The sequence below is a fragment of the Flexivirga sp. G2 genome (assembly GCF_055397625.1).
Genome location: NZ_AP039675.1, coordinates 3,114,392 through 3,126,866, shown reverse-complemented (window position 1 = coordinate 3,126,866; position 12,475 = coordinate 3,114,392). Strand labels below are relative to the sequence as shown.

Below are 12,475 nucleotides of genomic sequence, written 5' to 3'. Positions count from 1 at the left end.
TGGAATACCACCACAGGCCGAGGGCCGGTGCGGCGGGTTCGCCGAGTGCGGACGTTGGTCCATCGGCTGCGGGTTCCGTCAGAGCTTGAGCAGCGAGTCCTCGCGCTCACCCCAGGCGACGACGGTCACCCTGCGGGCACCGAGATCCTCGGCGACATACACCTGCTGGTCCTTCTGCAACGGCTCTGCGGAGTATGCCGTGAAAGTCTCGCTGCCGCCGCGGATCTGCACCACCACTTCACCCGGTCCGGCGTCGCCCCGCGTTGCGACCACCAGCGTGCCCAACCGGCCGACGGGGGAGGAGTGCGGTGTGTCCATGGACCGAATCGTAAAGTGCCGTCGCCCTACGCGCTCGTACCCTGGTGGCATGACCAGCACACTCGACCACTCCACCCGCACCGACGCGACGAGCCGCGTCCGGGACGCGGGGTGTGCCGCCAGAGCCGCCGCGAAGGACCTCGCGGTGCTGACCCGGGCCGACAAGGATGCGGCATTGCAGGCGCTCGCCGACGCGCTCGTGGTGGCGACGGCCCGCATCGTCGAGGCCAACGCGGCGGACCTCCGCCGCGGCCGCGAATCCGGTATGCCGGAGGGCCTGCAGGACCGGCTGCGGCTCACCCCGGAGCGCGTCGACGCGATCGCCGAGGCGCTGCGGGCGCTGGCCGGCCTGCCCGACCCGATCGGGGACGTCGTGCGCGGCTCGACACTCGCCAACGGCCTGCAGCTGCGGCAGGTCCGAGTGCCGATGGGTGTCATCGGGATGGTCTACGAGGCGCGACCCAACGTCACCGTCGACGCGGCCGGCCTCGGTCTCAAGAGCGGCAACACGATGATCCTGCGCGGCGGATCGGCTGCAGCGGACACCAACCGGGTGATCGTCGAGGTCTTGCGGAATGCGTTGCAGGAGCAGGGGATCACGGCCGACGCAGTGCAACTGCTGGACGGCGGGCACGACGACGTGGACGCACTGATCACCGCGCGTGGCCTCGTCGACCTGGTGATCCCACGCGGCAGCGACCGGCTGATCCAGGCCGTCGTGCAGGGCGCCACCGTGCCGGTCATCGAGACCGGGGTCGGCAACTGCCACGTCTACGTCGACGCTGCCGCGGATCTCGAGCAGGCGCTCGCGATCACGATCAACTCCAAGACGCACCGGCCGAGTGTCTGCAACGCAGCGGAGTCCCTGCTGGTGCACCGCGAGGTCGCCGACACCTTCCTGCCTCGTCTGTATGACGCACTGATCGACGCGGGTGTCGGCCTGCACACCGACGAGCGGGCGTCGGCGATCGCGGACAGGTCGGGAGCGCCCTACACACCGGCGACGGAGGCCGATTTCGGGACCGAGTACCTCGACCTGCAGATCAGCATCGCCGTCGTCGATGATCTGGCCGCCGCCGTCGCGCACATCGACCGCTACGGCTCGGGCCACACCGAGGTCATCGTCACCGGTGACCGCGCCGCGGCCCGGGCTTTCGTGGCACGGGTGGACGCGGCTGTCGTCACGGTCAACGCGTCGTCGCGTTTCACCGACGGCGGCGAGTTCGGCTTCGGTGCCGAGATCGGCATCTCGACCCAGAAGCTGCACGCGCGCGGACCGATGGGCCTGCAGGAGCTCACCAGCACCAAGTGGGTCGTCGAAGGGGACGGGCAGATCCGCTGAGCCGCGGCGGCTCACTACGCCGTGATCGACAACGTCGCCAGGTCGACCGGATGTGCCGGTGGCAGACCGCTGACGATCCGTTCGACCTCGTCGGTTGCCGACTCGGCCAGGCGCGCGAGCTCGACCCCCAGCGAGCCGGCGATGTGTGGTGTCAGTAGAACATTCGGATCGTCGTAGAACGGATGTTCCGCAGGCAACGTCCACGGTGTGGTGACATCCAGAATCACGAAGAGGTCGCCGCGTCCGACTCGCTCGACGAGCGCGTCCTGGTCGATGAGCTCGCCGCGCGCAGTGTTGATCAGGGCGGCGCCCGGACGCAGCAGGTCGAGCGCCGGACCGTCCAGCAGGTGCCGTGTCTCCGGTAGCGACGGCGCATGGAGGCTGACGATGTCGCAAGTCGAAAGCAGCGCCGGGAGTTCGACGAGGTCGACGCCGAGTCGTGCGGCGTCTGCGGAGTTCAAGTAGGGATCGGCCACGACGACCTGTAGATCGTAGGGCTCCAGCAGGCGAATGACGTCACGGCCGATCTTCGATGCGCCGATGATGCCGATCCGCTTGCGGTAATTGCCCATTCGCGGAAACAGGGAGTTCACGTCGAGACTCGATCGTTTCTCCCGCAGCGCGTGCGCGACCTGCAGGACGTTCTTGCCGGCCAGCAGAATCATCGCAACCGTGTATTCGGCCACAGGAAGCGCATTGGCGGAGGCGGCCGAGGTGACCGCGACACCTCGCTCCCAACATGCGCGGGTGACGTGGTGCTTCACGGATCCGGCCGCGTGGACGATCGCCCGCAACCGGGGTGCCGCGTCCAGGACCGTGGAGTCGAGCACTGGGGTGCCCCATCCAGTGACCAGGATCTCGGCTTGCGCGAGCGTCCGTCGATCCGCAAGTTCATCAAATGATTCCAGGGGAGTCTCGCTCAACAGGCGTCCGGCGGCGCGAACCCGATCGATGTGTTCTCGCGTGAAGACACGGCTGAAGGTCTCCGCGGGCATCGCGAATGCGACTGTTGGCTTCACTTGACACTCCCCGCGGTGAGACCGGACTTCCAAAAACGTTGCAACAGAAGGAAAGCCACGATGAGCGGCAGGACCGAGAGCAGAGACCCAGTGATCACCAGTGGCATGAAATCCGGTTGCGGCTTGGTGTAGCCCTGCCAGATCGACATACCGAGGCTGACGGGAAAAAGCTTGTTCGTCTGCAGCATCACCAGCGGCAGCATGAAATTGTTCCAGATGGCGACGAACTGGAAGAGACCGATCGTGACGTAACCGGGGCGCAGCATCGGTAGCGCCACGGATCGAAAGGCTCGCACCGGACCCGCGCCGTCCACACGAGCGGCCTCGAGGGTTTCGTTCGGGACATAACCGGCACTGAAGATGCGGGCCAGGTACACCCCGAACGGGTTGCACAGCGAGGGGATGAGGATCGACCAGACCGTGTTGGTGAGGTGCACCTCGGACGCCAGTAGGTAGAGGGGTATGACGGTCGCAGTGTTCGGGATCAGTACGCCGACGAGCACGAACCCGAACAGCTTGTTCTTCCCGGCGAAACTGATCTTGTCGAACGCGTAACCGGCCATGACACAGACGAATCCGCCGACGATCGCGCCCACGCCTGCATAGAGGACGCTGTTGAGCATCCAGTGCCAGAAGATGCCCCCTTGCGCGGTGGCGACCATGCGGACGTTGTCCACCAGGTTGAACGTGCCCAGGCTGAAGCCCCCGGTGCCGTAGAGGTCAGCAGAGTTCTTGGTCGCCGAGATGAGTAACCACACCAGTGGCAGCACCATGTAGAGGCAACCGATGACAAGGACCAGGTTGACGGTGAACACTGAACCTGAGCTCGGTCCGATCCGGCTGCCACGAGGGACTCCGGCTCGGGTGCGTCCCCCTCGGGTCCGCGTTGACAGGGCGGTCATGATTCGTTCACCTTCATGCTCAGGCGGGTGACGGTGAATGACATGCCGGCCGCGACCAGCGCGATGATGATGGACGCCGCGGCTGCCTGCCCGAGGTTGTGGTCGTTGAACGCCGCGTTGTAAGCCCACATGTTCGGCACCCAGCCGCTTGTGACGCTCGAGGTCGATTGGGCGATGATGGTCGGCTCGGTGAAGAGCTGCAGTGTGCCGATGATGGTGAAGAGCAGCGCCACGGCAAGCGCCGGAAGCACCTGCGGCAGCTTGATGCTCAGCGTCGCGCGCAGTTCGGACGCTCCATCGACCCTGGCCGCTTCGAGAATCTCGTGCGGCACCGCCTGCAGTGCGGTGAAGATGATGATCGCGTTGTACCCGGTCCACTCCCAGACCCCGATACCGGCGATCGAGCCGGTCACCAAATGCGGGGACAACAGGTCGACGTTGATTCCGACGCTGTGCAGCGCTGCCACGATCGGGCTGATGCCCGGCGCGAAGAGATAGGACCAGATCAGCGCGGCGATAACGCTCGGTACCGCGTGCGGCAGGAAGACCAGCGTCTGGAACGTCTTGCGCATCCGTGCGGCGGTCGCGTCGACCAACAATGCGAACACGGTGGCGCCGACGAGCATCACCGGGATGTAGAGCAGGCAATAGAGAGCCAGGTGCGCGAAACCGGAGACGAACGACCCGGACTGCAGGACCTCGCGGTAGTTGCCCAAGCCGGAGAAGACCGTCTTGACGCCGCCGAAACCGAGGCCGGAGTGTTTCTCGGCGAAGAAGCTGAGCTTGATGGAGTAGATGATCGGGGCGATCGTCACCAGCGCGAAGAGCACGAAGAAGGGCGCAAGGTAGAGGGTGGCGACCCGACCACCACCATCCGGTGACGGCCTGCGCGTGTCGCGCTTCTTGGTCGATGTGGATGCGGTGGTCACGAAGCTCCTTGTGGCGTCGGGCAGGCGGTGGTTCTGGTGCCGGTGGAGTGGTCGCACCTCGCGGGCGCGGCCACTCCACCGGGCACGGGAGATGGTGTCACTTGGCGATCGAGAAGCCCTTCTGCTTCAGGCCCGTGAGGGTGCGCTGCTGCGCAGCGGACAAGGCCGAGGAGATCGTCGTTCCCGATCCGACCTTGCCGAACGCATCCATGAGTGCGGTGTTGCTGATGTCCCAGTCCGGGCCCCACTGCCAGTCCGGAGTGACCGACCTGTATGCCGTGTCGAAGACGGAGTAGATGTCGTTGGCGAAGTAGCCGGCATCGAAGACCTTCTTCGCCACGGCGGTCATCCCGGGGTAGGCGAGGTATGCCGAGCCCGCATCGCCGCGTGCCTTGATCGCCTCGGGATTCTCGCCGAGCCATTGTGCGAATTCCGAAGCAGCATCGACGTGCTTGGAGCTCTTGGTGACTGCCCAGGCGGTGCCGCCGTAGTAGGCGCCGGATGGAGTGCCTGCTGTCGTCGGGACAGGTGCAGCGATCCAGTCGCCCTTCTGCTTGCCGCTCTCGGTGGCCTTCTGGATACCGGTGGCGCTCCAGCTCGCGCCGAACACGCCGACCACCTTGGAGTGCGCCAGGTCGGAATTCCACTGGTCGCTGAACGAGGGCTCCACCTTGACGATTCCCTCATTGATGAATCGCTGGACGCGTGCGGCGACCTGTTCGGCCTGCGAGTCGGTGAAGTTGACCTGCCACGCGTCATCCTTCGGCTGGAACCACCGTGCGCCGGCTGCCCAGGCGAGCCCGACGAAGGAAGCGGGGTCGTTCGGATTGAAGCTGGCGATGTATTTGCCCTTGGCCTTCAGCTTCTTACCGGCAACCTCGAACTCCTTCCACGTGGCGGGCGCCTTGTCGACGCCGACCGCCTTGAGCTGGTCCTGTCGGTAGTAGGCGATCATCGGGGCCGAGTCGTACGGCACGCCATACGTCTGACCCCCGAAGGTCACCAGATTGCGCGCCGACTCGGGATATTTGCCGAACGACGCCTTGTCGAGGTGCTTGGTCAGCGACTGGAGCTGGCCGGCCGCCGCGAACTCGGGAAGCTGCGGGTACTCGAAACCGGCGACATCCGGACCGTTGCCTGCCTTGATGGCCGTGGCCAGCTTGGCATAACCACCACCCCCGCCATTGGGTATGGCGGTGAAGCTCACGTGGATGTTCTGGTGGGTCGCGTTGAACTTGGCGGTCACGGCGTCCATGCCGCCGATGGCCGACCAGAACGTGATGTCGACAGCCGTGCCCCCGGAGCCGGTCCCGCCGGTGGGGACGGCCGGACCGGAACCGGAGCCGCTGCATCCGGTCAACGCCAGGGCAGCTCCTGCGATGACGGACACGACCGCCGGGATCGAACGCTTGGCCATGTGTTACTCCTTCGGGGTGTGCACCGTGTGGTGTGCGACACATCGAAACGAGAGCCGTGTTCAGGTGTCAAGAAAAACATGCTCAAATGAACATATCTGAACATCACATCGGAGATCGGGTGCTCAGCGTCCTTGACGGGACATGGTGGATTTACGCACCTTGAGCTCGGGTAGCAGGCTGGTGCGGCTGAAGGCCCGACCGTGCACGCCGACCGGCTCACTGATGCGCTCGAAGCAACTGGTCGTCGCGAGGTGGCCGAGGTCGTACTTCGCGGGTGCGACGGCGGTCAACGGCACCTGCGCCAGAGAGGCGACTTCGTCGTCGTATGCGACCACCGCCAGGTCCTGCGGCACGCCGATGCCGCGTTCGGCGGCGGCGTCGATCAATCGCATCGCATCGACGTCGGTCAGCACGAGTGCCGCGCGAACCTCCGCCTGCAGCATTCGGTCGAGGAAGTGTTCGATGCTTGCGTGCCATGTGGTCAGGTCGTCGCCTTGGCGCTCGATCTCGCAGCAGAACGAGCGTGCTCGGTCGAGGTCGAGTCGGTCGATGGCACGGGAGTGCCCGGACCGCACTGACGGCGCGGTCGGATTGGCCTGTACCGCCAGGGCAACCGCGCGATGGCCGAGCTCCGCGAGGTGCCGGACAGCCAACTCGGCGCCGTAGGCGTGGTCGCTGCGGACGGACTCCAGACGCTGCGCGGCCATGCCTTCGTCGATCGATCGCTCGAGGATCACCACGGGGATTCGTGCTTCAGTGAGTCGGGTGTGGATCGCCGTCCCTTCGATCAGTGGATCGCTCGGAGTGACGAGGAGACCGTCGACGCCGATGGCGAGCAACCGGTCGACCTGGCGCAGCTCCTCGGTGGCCACGTACCCCGAGACCGCGAGGATGAGCCGACAGCCGAGTGACCGCACCGCGTCCTTCGCTCCTCGGATGACCTCGGGGTAGTAGTACGACGCGCTTGGCACGACCATGCCGATGGTCGCGAGGGGCCGGCTGGTGCGTCGCTCCGAGCTCGCGCCGCGGGCGGCCGTCTGGTTGGCGGAGATCGCGCCGCCGTGGACCCTGCGCAAGAGACCCCTGCCCTCCAGGGCAGCAAGATCGCGTCGCAGTGTCATGCCGGACACGCCGGTGCGATCGGCGAACTCTGCCACGGTCACGCTGCCGCGCAGTTCGAGTTCGCGCAGGATCTGCTCGCGTCGCTCAGAGGGCAGCATGCGTCCCACGATCTCCTCGATGTGCATTGATGTTCATTTGCTACTGAACGAACATTCTGGATCATAGACTCGCCGGCGACGAACCGTCCACGACAGGAATCGCACATGATGCCCCCGCAGGACCGGGCGCTCAGCCCGCTGACCGGATACACCCGCGCGCACTGGCTCGCATTCGCCGACGCACAGTTGGCCGCGGTTCTCCCGTTCGCATCGAGCGGCGGTGCCCGGCTCTCGCTACCGGGTCGACCGAGCTGGTCAGGACCTGTGTCGGACGGGTTGGAGGGCTTCGCCCGGACCTTCCTGCTCGCCTGCTTCCGCGTCGCCGGTGAGGGCGGAGACGATCCTGCTGGCCTGATGTCGTCCTACGGGCGTGGCCTGGTGGCCGGCACCGACCCGCTCTCGGCGGAGGTTTGGCCGGCGATCGAGGACCGCGGCCAACCGCTGGTCGAGGCAGCCTCGATCGCGATCGGTCTCCACCTGACCAGGCCCTGGTTGTGGGACGAACTGAGCAACGGCGATCGTTCTCGCGTCGGGCGGTGGCTGTCCGGTGCCGCGGGTGTCGAGACGCCGGACAACAACTGGGTGCTATTCCGAGTGGTGGTCCAGGAATTCCTCGCGTCCGTTGGAATGCCGTTCTGCGACAACGACATCGAGGCAGGACTCGCCCGCATCGAAGACTGGTATGTCGGAGACGGCTGGTATCGCGACGGCAGCGGCGACAACTTCGACTACTACTGCGGCTGGGCGATGCACCTCTATCCGATCCTTTGGGCACGGATGGCGCAGGATCGGCTGCCGGAGCTGGCCGCGGAACGGCTGGCGACATACCGGGAACGGCTGCGGCGGTTCCTCCAGGATTACATCTACTTCTTCGGCGCAGACGGCGCGCCTGTCTTTCAGGGTCGATCGTTGATCTACCGCTGCGCGGCCACGGCGCCGTTGTGGCTGGGTGAGCTGCTGGACGTGAGCCCGGTGTCACCGGGCGCCGTCCGCCGAGTAGCCAGTGGGAGTCTTCGCCACTTCGTCGACGGCGGTGCCTTCAACGATGCCGGGCTGCTGACGCTGGGCTGGTTCGACGACTTTCCGCCGATGGTGCAGCCCTACTCCGGTCCGGCCTCGCCCTACTGGGCCTCGAAGGGTTTTCTCGGACTGCTGCTCCCCGCGGACAGCCCGGTCTGGGCCCAAACCGAGGCTGCGTCGCCGGTGGAAACGTCCGACGCGGTGCGGACGCTGCGTGCTCCCGGCTTCGTGCTTTCGTCGACCTCGATGGACGGTGTCGTCCGGCTGCTGAACCACGGCAGCGATCACCAGCCGTCGCTCGAGCCGGGTGACGACCCGGCATACTCCCGATTCGCCTACTCCAGTCACACCACGCCGCTCTACGGCACGGGCACGGTCGATTCGCACGTTGCGGTGCGCGACGAGGTGGGCCGACTCTCACGGCGCACCCGGATCCACCGAGTGTTGCCGCAGCCGGACGGGGTGGTCGCGAGCATGCATCATCCGGTGTGGGACGACGACGAGGCAGCTGCAGACTGGACCATCACCTCGGCATCGGCTGTGCGGGGGCCCTACGAACTGCGCCTGCACCTGGTCGAATCTGCCGTGGCAGCAACCCGATCCGTCTACGAGTCGGGTTACGCCGCGCCGGCGGACGGCTCGATGGTCAGTCGGATAGTGCCTCTCCTGGACGATGCCGAGGTCGATGAGACGTCGGTGCACGGCGCGAGTCCGTTGGGCGAGACGTTGGTTCCGTGGATCGAGCGTGCGTATGACGGAACGCGCGCGGTGTACGCCACCCTCGCCGTGCTCTCCGGTGATCCGGAGGTGCTGTCGTGCGTCGACGCCATCACGGCGACTGCCAGCTCCGACGGCTCGGCTGTCCAGGTGAATCTTCCCGACGGACAGCTCAGTGCCGCTCTGCCGGGGTGACTCCTGGAGAGGACACGGCATCGCCGGCGGGGGGAGGAGTGACTCCCTTCCAGATGTTGTCGCGGTAGGTGAACACCGGTCCGCTCGGCATGGTCGATCCGGGAGCCGCCACGACCACATTGTGCTCGAAGTCAACAGTCGCATCGGTTGCCCCGGGTTGGTAGAACGACGCCTTGCGGCCGGGGCAGTAGAAGACGTTGCCGTAGACGGCGTTCGGGGAACTGCTGCTCTCCGCGATATGAACATTGCAGTCGTTGATCGCGACGTTGTAGCGGACGACGTCGCGCGCCTTGCCACCGTCGAAACATCCGTTGCAGTCCAGGAACAAACCGTTGTTGTTGACAGTGCGGTTGTGCTGGATGAGACAGGTGCCCACCATCCCACCATCGCAGTCGAATCCCTCGCTGTCGTACGTGATTTTGGAGTTGCGGACGGTGTTGTACTGCGCGACGGACGTGCCGATGTCGGTGGCGAACCACATGCCGGCGAAGTTGCCACCGGTCCAGGGGTAGGCGCCGTAGCCGAGACGATCGGCGGTGTTGTGCTCGATCAGCGGGGACACCGCGAACTCGATGATGATTCCGTCGCCGCCAACGTCCTTGAGTGTGTTGTGGGTGGCCTTGACGTGTCGTCCGTGTGGGGCGGTCACGGTCGGCGACGAACCGACCCGCAGTTTGATGCCGCCACCACCGGTGTCGCTGATCGTGCTGTCGGTGACATCGCTGTCGTTGATCGTCGTGTTGTCCCCGGTACAGCCGAATTCGATTCCAGCGCTGTAGGTTCCGCCGGTGCTCTTGACCCCCGACCCGGCCGTGCGATCGACCGCCACATGGGTGATGTGAATGCCGTGGTGCGCCGCCCCGTCATCAGCGGTCACGTGGATCCCGGTCCGGGCGGTGATGTTGTCCTGGGTCCCCGGGTTGATGACCTCGATGTCCCTTATCGTCCAGTGATCCTGATCGGTCAGGGTGAGAGCGTCGGCTGCGCCGTTCCCGTCGATGACGGGCAGCGAGCCTGTGCCATACCGCGTGACGGTGATGGGGGCGGTCGCGCTGCCGCTGCCTCGGGGGCTGAGCGTGCCCTTGCAGGTCGATCCAGCAGCGAAGGCCAGGACATCTCCCGGCTCGAAGGTGCGTTCGTTGACCGCTGCCAGCGTCGACCACGGCGATGACGCCGAACCGTCACCGGTGCCGCCGGTCGCGCCACAGTCGACGTAGTGACGGGTCGGCGACGCATGAGCGGCGGGGGCTGCCGTCACGGTTCCGCAGAACCCGAGTGCTGCAGCCGCGACGATCGGAAGGACGAACCAGCCTTTTGGACACAACCGTCCGGACATCGTGAATCTGTTCACCTTGACTCCTTCGTCGTGGGCCGCAGACGCTCTCGCGCCGGACGTGTGGCCGGGAAATGCCGTGAGTCTTGGGGCGATTCGGCGTATCGGTCAAGGAAATGAACAGTTCTGCACACGTGATTCACGGCCCGGCCAGGACGTAGTGTGACGTCTCGTGGACAACGAACGCGCGATGGGCGGATCGGTGAAGCTGTCCGATGTCGCGGCGGCTGCGGGGGTCTCGCTGGCGACCGCGTCACGCGCGCTCAACGGGAGTGAGCGAGTCGTGCGCCCAGAGTTGCGCGACCGCGTGCTCGCGGCGGCGGCGGAGCTGGGCTACACGGCCAACCAACAGGCGCAGGCCGTCGCACGGGGTGCGACCCGCACCGTCGGCATCGTGGTCGGAGACATCGCCGACCCCTATTTCGCGCAGGTGGCCTCGGGTGTCACCGCCGCAGCCGCGGAACGGGGACTGGTTGTGACCATGGCATCCGCGGCCGGCGATCCGGACCGGGTGGTCGCGTCACTCTCGGTGCTGCGCGGGGGCCGGCCGCTCGCCGTACTGATGACGGTCAGCCGGCACGTCGACCGGGCCGCGGACGACCGGGTCGCCACCGAATTGTCCCGGGTTCGCGCGTATGGCGGTCGCGTCGCGTACCTCGGTCGCGCGCCCGACGGGTTCGACGGGGTGCCGGTGGACCATGGCGCCAGCGCTGAAGCGCTGGCCGAACAGATGGTCGCCCTCGGTTACCGAAGGGCCGCAGTGCTGACCGGGCCGGCCGAGTTGCTGACGGCGACCGAGCGCGCATCCGGTTTCCTGGCCGGGATGCTGCGCGCAGAACTACCCGTCTCGCGCGAGCTGCAGGTTGCTGGACCGCTGTCCCGAGAAGGCGGATTCACAGCGATGACAACCGTTCTCGAAGGGGGATCACGACCTGAGGTCGTCTTCGCCGTCACCGACGTCATGGCGGTCGGGGCGATGGCGGCGATCCGGGCGGCCGGGTTGCAGCCGGGGCGAGACGTCGCCGTCGCGGGGTATGACGACATCGAGATGCTGCAGGACGTGACACCGGGACTGACGACGGTCTCGTTGCCCCTGCGGGACATGGGCCGTCGTCTCCTGGAGGTTGCGCTCGGGGATGGCCCGCAGACGACCGTCGAGCCGGTACTCGGTTCGGTCGTGTTGCGCGAGAGCACACCCACCAGATCTTCCTGAAGCCCGTTCATCAAAGGAGACCAGTCCACATGCCGTTCGCCTTCTCGACTCTCGGTTGTCCGGATCGCTCGATGCAGGAGGTGCTCGAGCTCGCCACCTCCACCGGCGTCAGCGGACTCGAGTTGCGCGCCGCACCCGATGCAGGCGTCCACGTCGGCCTCGATGACGCCGAGCGCGCCCGCCTGCGCACCGCGTTCGAGGCGGCGGGGATGCGAGTGCTGACCGTCGCGAGCTATCTGCGGGTGTGCGACCCGGGGGACGACGGCGCGTTCGTGCGCGATGCGGTAGACCACCTGCGGCTGGCTGCAGACCTGGGGGCGAGCTACGTGCGCACCTTTCCCGGGTCGGACGCCGATGACCTCGAAGGTGATGCTCGAGCGGTGCGCAGACTCAGCGAGTGTGTGGCGACTGCAAAATCGCTCGGTGTTCGAATATGCCTGGAAACACACGATTCTCACCCGCGGGGAAGCGACATCTCCGGCATCCTCCACATGCTCGACCAGCAGAGCCCGGCCCACGAGGTGGAGGTGGTCTGGGACGCCCTGCATCCGTGGCGGGCCGGAGAGACGCCGGAGTCGACGTTGCAAGCGATCGGCCCGTGGCTGGCATACGTGCAGATCAAGGACGCCGACGACGACGGCGTCCTGCGCAAGGTCGGCGACGGACGAGTGCCGCTTGACCGCATAGCGGCACAACTGCCGGACCGCGCAGATCGCTGGTGGTCGCTGGAGTGGGAGAAGCTTTGGCACCCGGAGATCGCCGACCTGCCGGAGGCGCTCGAGCCTGCGCTCGCGTGGTATCGCAGAGCCGTGTCGCCTGCTTGATTCGGCATGCCCTTGCCCCGTGGGG

General features: G+C 66.4%; 11 protein-coding genes. 4 read left to right on the top strand and 7 right to left on the bottom strand.

What is annotated here, in order from left to right; genetic code table 11:
- Positions 1 to 78: 78 nt before the first annotated feature.
- The gene (locus ACZ50J_RS15170; protein ID WP_464297988.1) at positions 79 to 318 is read right to left on the bottom strand and encodes a hypothetical protein; all 240 of its coding nucleotides are present in this window, start codon (positions 316 to 318) and stop codon (positions 79 to 81) included.
- Between the two features lie 49 nt (positions 319 to 367).
- Here ACZ50J_RS15170 and ACZ50J_RS15165 point away from each other — a divergent pair, with 49 nt between their 5' ends.
- Positions 368 to 1,660: a glutamate-5-semialdehyde dehydrogenase gene (locus ACZ50J_RS15165; protein WP_464297987.1), complete on the top strand. Its 1,293-nt coding sequence runs from the start codon at positions 368 to 370 to the stop codon at positions 1,658 to 1,660.
- A 14-nt stretch (positions 1,661 to 1,674) separates the two neighbouring features.
- On the opposite strand, the gene ACZ50J_RS15160 is transcribed toward ACZ50J_RS15165, so the two are convergent.
- The 5 genes from ACZ50J_RS15160 to ACZ50J_RS15140 form a co-directional block, all read right to left on the bottom strand.
- A complete protein-coding gene (locus ACZ50J_RS15160) occupies positions 1,675 to 2,679 on the bottom strand; it encodes a hydroxyacid dehydrogenase (protein WP_464297986.1) in 1,005 nt (334 codons plus the stop codon).
- Positions 2,676 to 3,581, bottom strand: coding sequence for a carbohydrate ABC transporter permease (locus tag ACZ50J_RS15155; protein ID WP_464297985.1), 906 nt, complete (start codon positions 3,579 to 3,581; stop codon positions 2,676 to 2,678). The genes ACZ50J_RS15160 and ACZ50J_RS15155 overlap by 4 nt, the downstream gene beginning before the upstream one ends.
- Positions 3,578 to 4,510, bottom strand: coding sequence for a carbohydrate ABC transporter permease (locus tag ACZ50J_RS15150; RefSeq protein WP_464297984.1), 933 nt, complete (start codon positions 4,508 to 4,510; stop codon positions 3,578 to 3,580). The genes ACZ50J_RS15155 and ACZ50J_RS15150 overlap by 4 nt, the downstream gene beginning before the upstream one ends.
- A gap of 97 nt (positions 4,511 to 4,607) precedes the next feature.
- Positions 4,608 to 5,927, bottom strand: a complete 1,320-nt coding sequence (locus ACZ50J_RS15145; RefSeq protein ID WP_464297983.1) for an ABC transporter substrate-binding protein — start codon at positions 5,925 to 5,927, stop codon at positions 4,608 to 4,610.
- Positions 5,928 to 6,050: 123 nt separating this feature from the next.
- Positions 6,051 to 7,175 carry a substrate-binding domain-containing protein gene (locus ACZ50J_RS15140; protein ID WP_464297982.1) on the bottom strand — a complete coding sequence of 375 codons (1,125 nt, stop codon included), beginning with the start codon at positions 7,173 to 7,175 and terminating at the stop codon, positions 6,051 to 6,053.
- 78 nt (positions 7,176 to 7,253) lie between these two features.
- On the opposite strand from ACZ50J_RS15140, the gene ACZ50J_RS15135 reads away from it, so the two are divergent.
- Positions 7,254 to 9,080 carry a DUF2264 domain-containing protein gene (locus ACZ50J_RS15135; RefSeq protein ID WP_464297981.1) on the top strand — a complete coding sequence of 609 codons (1,827 nt, stop codon included), beginning with the start codon at positions 7,254 to 7,256 and terminating at the stop codon, positions 9,078 to 9,080.
- Here the strand turns inward: ACZ50J_RS15135 and ACZ50J_RS15130 are convergent.
- Positions 9,058 to 10,431, bottom strand: coding sequence for a right-handed parallel beta-helix repeat-containing protein (locus tag ACZ50J_RS15130; protein ID WP_464297980.1), 1,374 nt, complete (start codon positions 10,429 to 10,431; stop codon positions 9,058 to 9,060). The genes ACZ50J_RS15135 and ACZ50J_RS15130 overlap by 23 nt on opposite strands.
- 154 nt (positions 10,432 to 10,585) lie before the next feature.
- Here ACZ50J_RS15130 and ACZ50J_RS15125 point away from each other — a divergent pair, with 154 nt between their 5' ends.
- Complete coding sequence (locus ACZ50J_RS15125; protein WP_464297979.1) at positions 10,586 to 11,626, top strand: LacI family DNA-binding transcriptional regulator; 1,041 nt, start codon at positions 10,586 to 10,588, stop codon at positions 11,624 to 11,626.
- Positions 11,627 to 11,655: 29 nt separating this feature from the next.
- A complete protein-coding gene (locus ACZ50J_RS15120; protein WP_464297978.1) occupies positions 11,656 to 12,450 on the top strand; it encodes a sugar phosphate isomerase/epimerase family protein in 795 nt (264 codons plus the stop codon).
- The last annotated feature ends 25 nt before the right edge of the window (positions 12,451 to 12,475 follow it).